The sequence below is a fragment of the Streptomyces sp. NBC_00005 genome (assembly GCF_045160215.1).
Taxonomy (GTDB): domain Bacteria; phylum Actinomycetota; class Actinomycetes; order Streptomycetales; family Streptomycetaceae; genus Streptomyces.
This window is the reverse complement of record NZ_CP108316.1, coordinates 5,575,398-5,588,654: the sequence shown is the minus strand read 5'-3', so window position 1 is coordinate 5,588,654 and position 13,257 is coordinate 5,575,398. Positions and strand designations below refer to the sequence as shown.

At 69.8% G+C, this 13,257-nt stretch carries 13 protein-coding genes; 9 read left to right on the top strand and 4 right to left on the bottom strand.

What is annotated here, in order from left to right:
- Positions 1-7 precede the first annotated feature (7 nt).
- A complete protein-coding gene (locus OG303_RS25645) occupies positions 8-943 on the bottom strand; it encodes an intradiol ring-cleavage dioxygenase (protein WP_405871200.1) in 936 nt (311 codons plus the stop codon).
- Between the two features lie 205 nt (positions 944-1,148).
- Positions 1,149-1,595, bottom strand: a complete 447-nt coding sequence (locus OG303_RS25640; RefSeq protein WP_405871198.1) for an ATP-binding protein — start codon at positions 1,593-1,595, stop codon at positions 1,149-1,151.
- 223 nt (positions 1,596-1,818) lie between these two features.
- On the opposite strand from OG303_RS25640, the gene OG303_RS25635 reads away from it, so the two are divergent.
- The 9 genes from OG303_RS25635 to OG303_RS25595 all read left to right on the top strand — a co-directional run bounded on the left by OG303_RS25635 (position 1,819) and on the right by OG303_RS25595 (position 11,759).
- Positions 1,819-2,673, top strand: coding sequence for a hypothetical protein (locus OG303_RS25635; RefSeq protein WP_405871194.1), 855 nt, complete (start codon positions 1,819-1,821; stop codon positions 2,671-2,673).
- A gap of 168 nt (positions 2,674-2,841) precedes the next feature.
- Complete coding sequence (locus tag OG303_RS25630) at positions 2,842-3,582, top strand: YcnI family protein (RefSeq protein ID WP_405871192.1); 741 nt, start codon at positions 2,842-2,844, stop codon at positions 3,580-3,582.
- A gap of 96 nt (positions 3,583-3,678) precedes the next feature.
- Entirely contained in the window at positions 3,679-4,332 is a 654-nt protein-coding gene (locus tag OG303_RS25625; protein WP_405871191.1) for an SCO family protein, read from the top strand.
- On the top strand, positions 4,329-4,781 hold the full coding sequence (locus OG303_RS25620; RefSeq protein ID WP_405871189.1) for a copper chaperone PCu(A)C: 453 nt from the start codon (positions 4,329-4,331) through the stop codon (positions 4,779-4,781). The genes OG303_RS25625 and OG303_RS25620 overlap by 4 nt, the downstream gene beginning before the upstream one ends.
- A 13-nt stretch (positions 4,782-4,794) precedes the next feature.
- On the top strand, positions 4,795-6,714 hold the full coding sequence (locus OG303_RS25615; protein ID WP_405871188.1) for a copper resistance CopC/CopD family protein: 1,920 nt from the start codon (positions 4,795-4,797) through the stop codon (positions 6,712-6,714).
- A gap of 8 nt (positions 6,715-6,722) precedes the next feature.
- The gene (gene efeB, locus OG303_RS25610) at positions 6,723-8,021 is read left to right on the top strand and encodes an iron uptake transporter deferrochelatase/peroxidase subunit (RefSeq protein WP_405871186.1); all 1,299 of its coding nucleotides are present in this window, start codon (positions 6,723-6,725) and stop codon (positions 8,019-8,021) included.
- Between the two features lie 150 nt (positions 8,022-8,171).
- Positions 8,172-9,104 carry a prephenate dehydratase gene (gene pheA / locus OG303_RS25605; protein WP_405871184.1) on the top strand — a complete coding sequence of 311 codons (933 nt, stop codon included), beginning with the start codon at positions 8,172-8,174 and terminating at the stop codon, positions 9,102-9,104.
- 550 nt (positions 9,105-9,654) lie between these two features.
- Positions 9,655-10,932, top strand: a complete 1,278-nt coding sequence (serS, locus tag OG303_RS25600) for a serine--tRNA ligase (RefSeq protein ID WP_405871182.1) — start codon at positions 9,655-9,657, stop codon at positions 10,930-10,932.
- A complete protein-coding gene (locus OG303_RS25595; protein WP_405871180.1) occupies positions 10,929-11,759 on the top strand; it encodes an HAD family hydrolase in 831 nt (276 codons plus the stop codon). The genes serS and OG303_RS25595 overlap by 4 nt, the downstream gene beginning before the upstream one ends.
- Positions 11,760-12,177: 418 nt before the next feature.
- Here the strand turns inward: OG303_RS25595 and OG303_RS25590 are convergent, their stop codons facing one another.
- Positions 12,178-12,375 (bottom strand): hypothetical protein, encoded by a 198-nt coding sequence (locus OG303_RS25590; RefSeq protein ID WP_405871179.1) that lies wholly within the window; start codon positions 12,373-12,375, stop codon positions 12,178-12,180.
- Positions 12,376-12,534: 159 nt separating this feature from the next.
- Positions 12,535-13,254 carry an ABC transporter permease subunit gene (locus tag OG303_RS25585; protein WP_405871178.1) on the bottom strand — a complete coding sequence of 240 codons (720 nt, stop codon included), beginning with the start codon at positions 13,252-13,254 and terminating at the stop codon, positions 12,535-12,537.
- Between the last annotated feature and the right edge of the window lie 3 nt (positions 13,255-13,257).

Genomic DNA, 13,257 nt, shown 5'->3' with positions numbered 1-13,257 from the left:
CCGCGCCCTACGAGGAGGACGCCGAGGCCGACGGGCCGGCGCTGTCGCTCGGGGCGCCGCTGGGCGGCGTACCCGTCGGGGCGCCGCTCGGCGGGGTGCCACCGCCGCCGCTGCCCGCACCGCTGTTCTCGGCGTCCGGGTCGACGCCGAGGGTGAGGGAGCCCTTGTAACCCTTGGAGGGGTCCTTCTTGTGCACGGCCTTGAGGGTGAGCAGACCGCTGGAGGCGCCGCCGCCGTCGTAGACCATGTCGTCGGCGAGGACGGTGTAGCTGCCGGTGTGCTTGGAGTACGGCTCCAGCGTGAAGATCTCCTCGGCGATGTCGTCGGCGAAGAACAGCTGGCCGGTGTAGTTGACCTTGCCGCCCTCGTAGGTGCCGTCCTCCTTCTCGCCGCCGGTGTGCACCTTCACGTGGATGTGGCAGGTGCGCGGGGTGTACCAGCCGGGGAAGATCGTCTCGAACTTGACGACCCCGTTGGCGTTGGCGACCTGGTAACCGCGCAGGTAGGTGTTGTCGTTGGCGCTGTCGCCCTCCTCGCTCTCCGCGGGCGCGGAGCCGCCGGGGTTGGCGGTGGTGTAGCCGGAGTAGTAGCCCCAGGCGTCGCAGTGCCAGATCTCGACGGCGGCGCCCTTGACCGGGGTGCAGCCGTCGGTGGCGTCGACGACGGTCAGACGCAGGGTCAGCGGGACGCCGCTCTTGCCCTCGGTGATGTCCTTGCGGACCAGCGCGCCGTCGAGGTAGTAGGGGCCCTCGGTGACGCTCGTCATGAGCGTCATGCACGCGCTGGTCGAGGTGGCCGATGCGGTGGCGGTGGCATCGGTGGCCGTGTCGGCGAAGGCCGACTGGTAACCGGCGACGGCGAGGCCGCCGGCCGCGACCGTACCGCCCGTCACCGCGATGGCGCGGCGCCGGGTGATCGAAGAGTCTTTGTGGTTTCCCGTCATGTGGCGAACGTATGGACGACCCCCGTCAAGGACGTAGGGCGACCATAAGAACGAGCTGTGAATGCTGAGGAAGCTGAAACGGGCGGTGAGCGGCGGCGGGCTGTCCACCCCGCTCGTCGTCGGGTCGGTCAGCCCTGTGCGACGGCCGTGAACTCCGTGAGCGCCTCACTCGGACGTGGTGGCACGCACGGCGACTCGACACCCGTCACACCGCCATCAGCGGTGCGTCCTCACGCCACTTGAGGATCTTGTCGAAGCTCACCACCGTGCCCCCGCGCCCCGGCTTGTTGCCGATGTGGACGTGGTCGGCGAGCTCCCGGATCAGATAGAGGCCCCGGCCGTGCTCGGCGTCGGCGCGGGCGGGACGGGGGGTCGGGGAGGAGGCGAAACCCGGGCCGGAGTCGGTGACTTCGATACGGCACTTCTCGCCGTCGAGGTAGGCCGTGACCCGGTACGCCTCCGAGGGCGCGCCGTGCACGGCGCCCCCGCCGTGCTCGACGGCGTTCGCACAGGCCTCGCTGAGCGCGACGGAGAGGTCGTACGAGATGTCGGGGTCGACACCCGCAGTCTCCATCGTGCCGAGCAGCAGCCGTCGGGCGAGCGGAACGCTCGCAGCTTCACGCCGCAAGTGGAGTGACCACCAGATGCTCATGCTCCAGCCTCCCGGCCGCGGCTCGACATACCGTTTCTTATTGCCGCCAGTGCACCGGTGTAAGCACGGAGTTGACGTGATGCCGCCCATATGGGCGATGCGTCCGGAACGGAATCGGTGTATGTGCGGGCGGCTCGTACCAGAGAGTGACCTTCCGGGTGGTACGGAACCTTGCGGACCTGCCGTATGGCACCCATAAGGCCAGTGCGATGATGAGCCCGCCATGACTGCCCCCCACCAGCGCACGGCGCGCTCCGGGAGTGATCTCCGGATACTGCGGGCCGCGGTGTTCGCCGCGGTCTGCGTCGTGCTGGCCGCGGCCGGTCACACCCTCGCCTCCTGCGCCACGGTTCCGCTGTGGACGCTGGGCGCGGGATTCCTGGGGACCCTCCTGGTCGCGGCACCGCTCGCCGGACGCGCCCGCTCGCTGCCCGGCATCGCGGCGCTGCTCGCGGCCGGACAGACCGTGCTGCACACGCTGTTCGGACTGGGGCAGCACACGGCCGCTTCGGGCGGGATGTCGATGTCCTCGATGTCCTCGATGGCTTCTACGTCTGCGATGTCCGACGCCTCGCTGGTGGAGCGGGCGGCGCGGCTCGTGTGCGGGACCACCGCGGCGGCGATCAGCCCCGCCCAGGCCCGCAGGATCCTCGCCGACGCGCGGCTCTCCCCGGACACGGCCATGGACATGAGCTCCATGCACCACCCGGCGGACGCCCTGTCCACCACCGGCATTTCGGCCTCACTGCTGCCGTCCCTGCCGATGCTGCTCGGCCACGTCCTCGCGGCGGTCGCCGCCGGCTGGCTGCTGCGCCGCGGGGACCTGGCCCTGCTGCGGCTCGCGGAACTGTCCACGCTGTCGGCGCATTCGGTCGCCGAAGGGGCGCTCGTACGGTCCCTGCGCGGGGCGCTCGCGCTGGTGCGTGCCCTGCGTGCCGGGCTCCCGGCCGCGCCCGAGGCGGACCCGCGACCTCCGCGCACCGCCCTGCTCACGCCACCGAAACCCCGTACCACCACACTCCAGCACACGGTGATCAGGCGCGGTCCGCCGGCCGCCGCACTCGTCCTCGCCGCCTGACGCGACGCGACCGTCACCGAGAGATCACCGGGTCGAGATCCACCGGTTCCGCTCGGAGGGCCGCCGTCGTGCGGCACACGCGCGTGCCCGCGTTTTCCGACATCCGTCGTCGGTGCGCACGCGTTCCTCCGACCACCGGAACACCCTCGAAGTGGAGTGCACCCCTTCATGAAGACTTCGCGTCTCGCCGCCACCGGCGCCCTCGCCGCCTCTGCCGTCGTCGTCCTGTCCTCGCCCGCCTTCGCGCACGTCAGCGTGCAGCCGGAAGGCACCGCCGCCAAGGGCGGTTACGCGGTCATCGACTTCAAGGTCCCCAACGAGCGCGACGACACCTCGACGACCAAGCTCGAGGTCGCCTTCCCGACCGACCACCCGCTGGCCTCCGCCATGCCGGAGCCGATGGACGGCTGGGACATCAAGGTCACCAAGGCCAAGCTCGCCAAGCCGCTCGAGGTGCACGGCGAGAAGATCAACGAGGCCGTCTCCAAGATCACCTGGACGGCCACCGGCGACGGCGTCAAGCCCGGCTTCTTCCAGAAGTTCCCGGTCTCCGTGGGCACGTTGCCCGAGGACGCCGACGAACTCGTCTTCAAGGCGCTCCAGACGTACTCCGACAAGGAGGTCGTGCGCTGGATCGAGGTGCAGAAGGACGGCGCCGAGGAGCCCGAGAACCCGGCCCCGGTGCTCGCCCTGTCCGCCGCCTCCGAGGACGGGCACTCGCACGGCTCGACCGCCGAGGACGCGTCCGACGACTCCAAGGACGCGGAGAACACCGCCGTCGACACCTCCGCCGCCTCCTCCGACAGCAGTGACACCACCGCGCGCGTGCTCGGCGTCGTGGGCATCGTCGTCGGCGCGCTGGGCGTGGCCTACGGCGTGCTCGCCGGCCGTCGACGCAGCAACGCCTGACCACCCCCGTCCACCCACATCTCGGGACGCCCCCGTGTCCCCGGCCCACCGGTTCTCCGGCCGGAGATCCGGGGTCGTCCCCCGGGAGAATGCAGTATGCGCAAGAAGACGTTCGCCGCGGCCTCGCTGCTCGCCGCCGCCACCCTGACCCTCTCCGCCTGTGGCAGCGGTGACGACAGCAAGTCGCCCGTCGCCGTGGTCTCCGAGGACACCTCGCAGAAGGCCGCGACCATTCTCGACAAGCCGTTCGAGAAGCCGGACCTCGTCCTCACCGACACCAAGGGCAAGAAGTACGACTTCCGCAAGGAGACCGCGGGCCGGCCGACGCTGATCTACTTCGGCTACACCCACTGCCCCGACATCTGCCCGCTGACGATGAGCAACATCGCCGTCGCCAAGAAGCAGCTGCCCAAGGCCGAACAGGACAAGCTGCGGGTCGTGTTCGTCACCACCGACCCCAAGCGCGACACCCCGTCCGAGCTCGGCAAGTGGCTCAAGGGCATCGACCCCCAGTTCATCGGCCTGACCGGTGACTTCGCCACCATCCAGGCCGGCGCCCGCACCCTCGGCATCTCCATCGAGCCGACCCACAAGGACAAGAAGACCGGCAAGACCGTCTCGGTGCACGGCACCCAGGTCGTCGCCTTCTCGCCGAAGACCAACGGCGGCTACCTCCTCTACGGCGAGGACGCCCAGGTCGACGACTACACCAAGGACCTCCCCAAGATCGTCAAGGGAGAGAACCCGTGAGGCGTCTCGCCCCGGCCGCCCTGGTGATAACCGGCGCCCTCGCCCTCACCGGCTGCGGTGGCTCCGGCGATGCCAAGCCCGAACTCGGCGTCAGCTCCGCCTACATGCCGCAGCCGATCACGGGCGAGATGGCCGCGGGCTACCTGCTGATCGCCAACAAGGGCGGCACGAAGGACGAACTGACCTCCGTCACCAGCGACGCCGCGGGCAGCGTCACGGTCCACGAGACCGTCGGCCAGACCATGCAGGAGGTCAAGTCCCTGGATGTCCCCGCACACGGTCAACTCGTGTTCAAGAGCGGCGGCAATCACCTGATGTTCGAGAACCTGAAGCGGAAGCCGAAGCAGGGCGAGAAAGTGACCGTCGAACTGCACTTTGCCAAGTCCGACCCGATCAAGGTTGAGATGCCCGTGAAGTCGGCCACGTACAACCCCGCAACCGGCCACTGAGGGAGGGACCACCGTGACGCAGACCATCACCCCCCGCCGTGTGCGGACCCTGGCGCTGTTGTGCCTGGCCGTCATCGGCATGCTCTTCGCCGCTGCCGGGCCCGCCTCCGCGCACGCCGCGCTGACCGGCAGCGACCCCTCGCAGGGGGTGGTGGTCGACAAGGCACCCAGCGAGGTCACGCTCACCTTCTCCGAGAAGGTCGCCACGTCCGCCGACTCGCTGCGGGTCCTCGACCCCAAGGGCAAGCGCGTCGACAACAGCAAGCCGACCGACGTGAGCGGCACCTCGTACGCCGTGCAGCTGCACGGCGGCCTGGCCGACGGCACGTACACGGTGGCCTGGCAGGTCGTGTCCGCCGACAGCCATCCCGTCGCGGGCGCCTTCACCTTCTCCATCGGCGCGCCCTCCCGGACCAGCGTCTCGACGTCCGGCGAGGAGGTCGGCGGCGGGATCGTCGGCTGGCTGTACGGCTTCGGGCGGTACATGTCGTACGCCGGCTTCATCGTCATGGTCGGCGGCGCCGCCTTCGTCCTCGCCTGCTGGCAGCGCGGCTCCGGCGTACGGCCCCTGCAGCGGCTCGTGGTCTCCGGGTGGCTCGCGCTCACCTCGGCCACCCTCCTGCTGCTGCTCCTGCGCGGCTCCTACACCAGCTCCGGGAAGGTCGGCGACATCTTCGACCTGAGCCTGCTGGGACAGGTGCTGCAGACCAAGGCGGGCGCGGCGCTGGTCTCCCGGCTGCTGCTGCTCGCCGCGGCGGCGCTGTTCATCGCGGTGCTCTTCGGCGCGTACGACAAGCGGGAGGAAGAGGAGAAGCGGGACCTGACCTTCGGGCTCGCCATCGGCGGGTTCGTCGTGTCCGCCGGTCTCGCGGCGAGCTGGGCGATGGCCGAGCACGCCTCCACCGGGCTCCAGCCCGGCATCGCGATGCCGGTCGACGTCGTCCATCTGCTGGCGGTCGCGGCCTGGCTGGGCGGGCTGTGCGCACTCCTCGTCACGCTGTACCGGTCGGACACCCCGATCGACACCTCGGCCGTACGCCGCTTCTCGCGGGTCGCCTTCTCCAGCGTCGTCGCGCTGGTCGCGACCGGCATCTACCAGTCGTGGCGCCAGCTCGGCTCCTGGTCGGCCTTCACCGACACGGCGTACGGGCAGCTGCTGCTCGTCAAGATCGGGCTGGTGACGCTGCTCGTCGGCATCGCGTGGATCTCCCGGCGGTGGACGGGACGGCTCGCGGACACGGTGGCCACCGAGACACGTCAGCGGGAGAAGGAGCACGTCAGCGCGGGCGCCGCCACAGCCGAGAAGAAATCCGTCTCCAGTGGTTCCGAGACGTCCGGTGACTCCAAGCGCACCACCCAACTCGCCCGGCAGCAGGCGGCCAAGGACATCGCCCGGCTCAAGCGCCTGCGCGACGCCGACCCGAACCGGTTCGGCCTGCGGCGCTCCGTGCTCGCCGAGACGGGCGTGGCCGTCGTCCTGCTCGCCGTCACCACCGTGCTGACGCAGACCGAGCCGGGCCGTACGGAGCAGGAGGCCAAGGCGGCCACCTCGTCGTCGTCCTCCTCCTCTTCGGCGGCCGACTCCTCGTCCGGCGCGCTGACGCTGACCATGCCGTTCGACACGGGCGGCACCGACGGCAAGGGCGTCGTGTCGGTCGACCTCGACCCCGCGCGCGTGGGCGGCAACGAGATGCACGTCTACGTCCAGCGGCCCAACGGGCGTGCCTTCGACATCCCCGAGGTGAAGGTCGCCTTCACCCTCGAGGCCAAGAAGATCGGGCCGCTGCCCGTCAACCCGGACCATGTGACCACCGGACACTGGTCGGCGAACGGAGTACAGATCCCCATGGCCGGCGACTGGAAGGTCGCCGTGACCGTGCGGACCTCCGACATCGACCAGGTGACCGTCTCCAAGAACGCGCAGATCGGCTGAACCGCACCATGGCTGAACAGTCCATTCCGGAGGCCCGCACTCCCGAAACGACTCCAGAGGAGGCCGTTTCCGAAAACGCGCTCTCCAGAGACGGCATTTCGCGACGGAAACTGCTCGGCACCGCCGGCGCCACCGGGCTCGTGCTCGGCGCCGCCGGCGGAGCCGTGGGGTACGCCACCGCACCCTCCGAGGCCACCCCGCTCAGCTCGCTCGGCTCCGACCGGGCGATGTTTCACGGGAAACATCAGCCCGGCATCACCGAGGGCCTCCAGGCGTGCGGCCACCTCGTCGCCTTCGACCTGGCGGCGGGCGCGGGCCGCAAGGAGGCGACCGCACTGCTGCGCCGCTGGTCGGCGACGGCCGAGCGCCTGATGAACGGTGAGGCGGCGGCACACGACGACACGGACGTGGCCCGCGACGCCGGACCCTCCTCCCTCACTCTCACCTTCGGCTTCGGCCACAGCTTCTTCTCCCGCACCGGCCTGGAGAAGCAGCGCCCGGTCTCCCTCGACCCGCTCCCCGACTTCTCCTCCGACCACCTCGACAAGACCCGCAGCAACGGCGATCTATGGGTGCAGATCGGCGCCGACGACGCCCTGGTCGCCTTCCACGCCCTGCGCGCCGTCCAGAAGGACGCGGGCAGCGCGGCCCGCATCCGCTGGCAGATGAACGGCTTCAACCGCACCCCGGGCGCCACCGCCCACCCCATGACGGCCCGCAACCTCATGGGCCAGCTGGACGGCACGCGCAATCCGAAGCCCACCGAGTCCGACTTCGACAAGCGGATCTTCGTGCCGTCCTCGGGCTCGACCGACCCGGCCTGGATGGCGAACGGCTCCTACGCCGTCGTACGCCGTATCCGCATGCTCCTCGACGACTGGGAGAAGCTCTCCCTCAAGACGCAGGAGAACGTCATCGGGCGCCGGAAGTCCAACGGGGCGCCCCTGTCCGGCGGATCCGAGACGACCGCGATGGACCTGGAGAAGACGGACGCGCAGGGCGAATACGTCGTCCCGATCAACGCCCACGCCCGCATCACGCGCCCCGACCAGAACGGCGGTGCGGCGATCCTGCGCCGCCCGTTCTCGTACCACGACGGCTTCGACGCGGACGGTGTCCCCGACGCCGGTCTCCTCTTCGTCTGCTGGCAGGCCGACCCGCTGCGCGGCTTCGTGCCCCTCCAGCGCAAGCTCGACCGCGGCGACGCCCTGTCGAAGTACATCCGCCACGAGGCGAGCGGTCTGTTCGCGGTGCCGGGCGGGGCGGCGCAGGGGGAGTACGTGGGGCAGCGGCTCCTCGAAGGGTGAGAACGGGGACAGGGAGAAAAGGGGACAGGGAGAAAAGGGGCCGGGGAGAGGAAAGGGCCGGGGAGAGGAAAGGGCCGGGGAGAGGCACCCACAAGGGGGCTCTCGTGAGACGTGTGAGACGCGTCCCGGTGAGCCCATTAGGGTGAGGTCATGCCAGCGAGCTACGCGTATCTCGGCCCCGAGGGCACCTTCACCGAAGTCGCCCTGCGCACCCTTCCCGAGACGGCCACCCGGGAACTGATCCCTTACGTATCCGTCCAGTCCGCGCTCGACGCGGTCCGCGCCGGCGACGCCGAGGCGGCCTTCGTACCGATCGAGAACTCCGTCGAGGGCGGGATCACCACGACCCTCGACGAACTGGTCGCGGGCGCCCCGCTGATGATCTACCGCGAGGTGCTGCTGTCGATCACCTTCGCGCTGCTGGTCAGGCCGGGCACGAAGCTGTCGGAGATCAAGACCGTCTCCGCCCACCCGGCCGCCCAGCCGCAGGTGCGCAACTGGCTCAAGAAGAACCTCCCGGACGCCACCTGGGAGTCGGCCGCCTCGAACGCGGACGCCGCCCGGCTGGTCCAGGAGAGCCAGTACGACGCCGCCTTCGCCGGCGAGTTCGCCGCCGCCCGGTACGGCCTCGTCGCCCTGGAGACCGGGATCCACGACGCCGAGAACGCGCAGACGCGGTTCGTGCTGGTCGGCCGCCCCGCCCGGCCCGCGGCACCGACCGGCGCCGACAAGACGTCCGTCGTGCTGTGGCAGCGCGACGACCATCCCGGCGGCCTGCGAGACCTGCTGGGCGAGTTCGCCACCCGCGGCATCAACCTGATGCTGCTGCAGTCCCGGCCCACCGGCGCAGGCATCGGCAACTACTGCTTCTGCATCGACGCCGAGGGCCACATCTCCGACCGCCGGGTGGCCGAGACCCTGATGGGGCTCAAGCGGATCTGCCTGGAAGTGCGCTACCTCGGCTCGTACCCGCGTGCGGACATCGGAATCGAGGACGTGCAGGCACCGCGGCAGGGGACGTCGGACGAGGAGTTCGTCACGGCCTCGGACTGGGTCGCCCGCTGCCAGGACGGCCGTTTCTAGTCGGTCCTGCCTGACCCTCGTCAGTCCTACCTGCAGATTTTCGTTATCCACAGGAGTTATCCACAGGCATGCTTCTCGACCTGGGGACAAGTCGACACGAGAGTGCCACTCGGTCGACAAATCGGCCTGTGGGGCACTCCTGCGTCCACCGGCTCGCATGTCACCGTTCGTCCACCCGTTTCCTTTAGGCAATCCTTTGGGGCGACCTCTTTCCACTCGAAAGTGGTGGTTAAGCAGGGTCTGTGCCAGGAATCCTCGGCGTGACGCACTGGTTTCGGAGTGATCAATTCCGAAATCCACAGACTCCCCGCACACCCTGTGGATAACTCTTCGGAGGGTGTGGATCGCTGTGGACAACGCGGGCCCAAGTCCCGTTCCCCGCAAGGGAATCGAGTCAACCAGGCGCCAGGCGCCTGCCCCGTTCCGGGGAGTGAGACACCTTTTGTTGACACTTTGCGCAATTCGCTCATAACTGAACGTAAGCCGCAATGAAGAACTGTTGGGAATGGTGAGTCGTGGGCCGTATCCCCGCACCGGTAGCCTTGACCGCGTGATTGACCTTCGCCTGCTCCGTGAGGACCCCGACCGTGTGCGCGCGTCCCAGCGCGCCCGTGGAGAGGACGTCGCGCTCGTCGACTCTCTCCTGTCTGCCGACGAGCGGCGCAGGTCGTCCGGCGTCCGCTTCGACGAGCTCCGTTCCGAGCAGAAGTCGCTCGGCAAGCTCATCCCCAAGGCCTCGGGCGACGAGAAGGCCGAGCTGCTGAAGAAGGCGAGCCAGCTGGCCGCCGACGTCAAGGCGGCCGACGCCGAGCAGCACGAGGCCGACGAGGAGACCAAGCGCCTCGCGCTCCTGCTCGGCAACCTCGTGCATCCCGACGTCCCGGTCGGCGGCGAGGAGGACTTCGTCGTCCTGGAGACGCACGGGACCATCCGTGACTTCGCCGCCGAGGGCTTCGAGCCCAAGGACCACCTGGAGCTCGGCGAGGCGCTGGGCGCCATCGACGTCGAGCGCGGCGCCAAGGTGTCCGGCTCTCGCTTCTACTACCTCACCGGCGTCGGCGCCCTCCTGGAGCTGGCGCTCGTCAACGCGGCGATCGCGCAGGCCACCGAGGCCGGCTTCATCCCGATGCTGACCCCGGCGCTGGTCCGCCCGCGCGCCATGGAGGGCACGGGCTTCCTCGGCCAGGCCGCGGAGAACGTCTACCACCTGGAGAAGGACGACTACTACCTGGTCGGCACCTCCGAGGTCCCCCTCGCGGCGTACCACATGGACGAGATCCTCGACGCCGACAAGCTGCCCCTGCGCTACGCCGGCTTCTCGCCGTGCTTCCGCCGCGAGGCCGGCACGTACGGCAAGGACACCCGCGGCATCTTCCGCGTGCACCAGTTCGACAAGGTCGAGATGTTCTCGTACGTCGACCCCGAGGACGCGGAGAACGAGCACAAGCGGCTCCTGGACTGGGAGAAGCAGTGGCTGACCGGCCTCGAGCTGCCCTTCCAGGTCATCGACGTGGCCTCGGGCGACCTGGGCGCGTCGGCCTCCCGCAAGTACGACTGCGAGGCGTGGATCCCGACCCAGGGCAAGTACCGCGAGCTGACGTCGGCCTCCAACTGCGACAGCTTCCAGGCCCGCCGGCTGTCGGTGCGCCAGCGCGACGGCAAGAAGGTGCAGCCGCTCGCGACGCTCAACGGCACGCTGTGCGCCGTACCGCGCACGATCGTGGCGATCCTGGAGAACCACCAGCAGGCCGACGGCTCCGTGCTCGTGCCCAAGGTGCTGCGTCCGTTCCTCGGCGGACGCGAGGTCCTGGAGCCGGTCGCCAAGTGAGCGAGACGGCATCCGACGGGCATTCCTCCACGGGCTTCCCCTACAAGCTGATCGCGACCGACCTCGACGGAACGCTCCTGCGCTCCGACGAGTCGGTCTCGCAGCGCACCCGTGACGCGCTCACCGCGGCCACCGACGCGGGCGCCGCGCACATCGTCGTCACGGGCCGCGCCGTCCCCTGGACGCGGCACATCCTCGACGACCTCGGCTACGAGGGCCTCGCGGTCTGCGGTCAGGGCGCGCAGGTCTACGACGCCGGGGAGCACCGCCTGCTGACATCGGTCACCCTGGACCGGCAGCTGGCGGCCCTGGCCCTGGCCAAGATCGAGGCGGAGGTCGGCCCTCTGTATCTGGCGGCGAGCCGTGACGGCCTGGACGGCGAGGTGCTGGTGGGCCCGGGTTACGCGGTCACCGGCGTCCTCCCGTCGACCCCCTTCACGGACGCGTCCGACCTCTGGACGGCTCCGCTGAACAAGATCTACATACAGCATCCGGAGCTGTCCGACGACGCGCTCGCCGAGGCGGCCCGCGAGGCCGCGGGCGGCTTCGTCACGGTCGCGATGGCGGGCGAGGGCATCGTCGAACTGCTGCCGCTGGGGCTGTCCAAGGCGACGGGACTCTCGCTGGCGGCCCGCCGCCTGGGTCTCAAGGCGGCGGACACGATCGCCTTCGGCGACATGCCCAACGACATCGCGATGTTCGCCTGGGCGGCTCGGGGCGTGGCGATGGCCAACGCCCACGAGGAGTTGAAGGCGGTCGCGGACGAGGTGACGGCATCGAACGAGGACGACGGCATCGCAGTCGTCCTGGACCGTCTGCTCGCATAGCTGCGGGCCCGGTCGTGGCTCGCACCGCTGCGGGCAGTCGTGCCGCTGGGGCGGCACAGGCGGGCGCGACGGCACCTCGTCGGTGCCGAGTCGCGCAACTCACCTGGCCACCCCAGCGCAGGGTGCCCCTCTTCGAGGGGCGAGGTTGGGAAGGCGGCCCACGCAGGCGCAGAGCGCGCCGCGTGCTCGAAGCGGCCGCCCCGGGCAGCTTCCCGTGCGGAACGGATTCGACGGTGGGGTAACTACACCGGAACCCGCTGCGGGCTGCCCTGTCGGGAGCTGGACGCACTGCCGTGCATGGACATCGTCCGGCTCCTCTCCCAGAACGTGGCGCCGGCTCGATCCGGCGTCGTGGACACAATCACTGTGCCTGTACGACGAGTTGGACGCCACCGAATTAATCAGGGACCGGGCGCTGCTATCCCCGCCGCCACCTGCGCCGACGCTTGCTGAAGAACCACCCGGCAGGCGGTTCGTCGGAGCGCCAGGGCTGCGGCTCGGGCTCCTCGGCGCGCCAGCGCGCGGCGAGCATGCGGGCGCGGGCGGACGGCTCGGAGGTCTCGGCGTCGCGTACGAAGTCCTCGTCCAGGACCAGGTCGTCCCAGTCGTCTGCCATCCCCGAGCCTCCCAGCCTTCCTTGCATGCCTTCTCTGCAGGCCTTTCCTGACGGCCTCATCCAGCCGTGCGTCTTCCAGCCCTGCGTCCCCTTTGCCCAGTGTGCCCGGACAGAGGTGAAGCCCCCGTCAAGATCAGGGCTGTTCACAGGCCGCCGGCGTCACTCCTCACCGGCCAGCGTCAGCGTGCGCAGCTTCTGCCCGGCGTACCAGGTGGCCAGGACGGTCACCGCGACCAGGAACACCGTCGCCGTCGTCAGTCCGACGTCCGAGGTGACCAGGTCCCCGCCGGCGACCTTGTGGGCCACGGCCAGCGACCACTGCTGGACGCTCAGCGTGCGCGCACCGGGCACCAGGGAGCCGAACAGGGCCTCCCACACGAGCGCGTAGACGAGCCCGAAGACCACCGCGTGCCGGGACACGGTGCCCAGCAGCAGGAACAGCGCCGCGTAGGCGATGGAGGAGACCAGTGCGGCGACCGTGTAGGCGACGGCGATCTGCTGGCCGTTGCCGTTGAGGATGAAGCCGGCGATGAGGGTGGGCAGAGCGGAGAACACCATCGTCACCGCGATCGCCACGATCAGCTTGGTGAAGATGATCGTCGGCCGCTTCAGCGGCTTGGACAGCAGATACACCACCGAGCCGTCGTCGATCTCCGGCCCGATCGCGCCGGTGCCGGCGATGACGCCGATGATCGGCACCATCGTGGCGAGCGCGAGCCCGCCCAGCAGGTCGGACGCGGTCTGGTCGTCGGCGCCGGCGAGGCCGCGCACGACGACGGAGATCGCGATCAGCAGCAGGGGCAGCGCGCTCAGGATGAGGGCCCGGCGACGGCCGAGCAGGGCCCGGTAGGTGAGTCGGGCGACTGTGGGGTCGTACATCTT

Bases quoted from the DNA above. Each gene is read 5' to 3' on its own strand.
- OG303_RS25645 (WP_405871200.1), bottom strand. From the start codon at position 943: ATGACGGGAAACCACAAAGACTCTTCGATCACCCGGCGCCGCGCCATC.
- OG303_RS25640 (WP_405871198.1), bottom strand. From the start codon at position 1,595: ATGAGCATCTGGTGGTCACTCCACTTGCGGCGTGAAGCTGCGAGCGTT.
- OG303_RS25635 (WP_405871194.1), top strand. From the start codon at position 1,819: ATGACTGCCCCCCACCAGCGCACGGCGCGCTCCGGGAGTGATCTCCGG.
- OG303_RS25630 (WP_405871192.1), top strand. From the start codon at position 2,842: ATGAAGACTTCGCGTCTCGCCGCCACCGGCGCCCTCGCCGCCTCTGCC.
- OG303_RS25625 (WP_405871191.1), top strand. From the start codon at position 3,679: ATGCGCAAGAAGACGTTCGCCGCGGCCTCGCTGCTCGCCGCCGCCACC.
- efeB (WP_405871186.1), top strand. From the start codon at position 6,723: ATGGCTGAACAGTCCATTCCGGAGGCCCGCACTCCCGAAACGACTCCA.
- pheA (WP_405871184.1), top strand. From the start codon at position 8,172: ATGCCAGCGAGCTACGCGTATCTCGGCCCCGAGGGCACCTTCACCGAA.
- OG303_RS25590 (WP_405871179.1), bottom strand. From the start codon at position 12,375: ATGGCAGACGACTGGGACGACCTGGTCCTGGACGAGGACTTCGTACGC.
- OG303_RS25585 (WP_405871178.1), bottom strand. From the start codon at position 13,254: ATGTACGACCCCACAGTCGCCCGACTCACCTACCGGGCCCTGCTCGGC.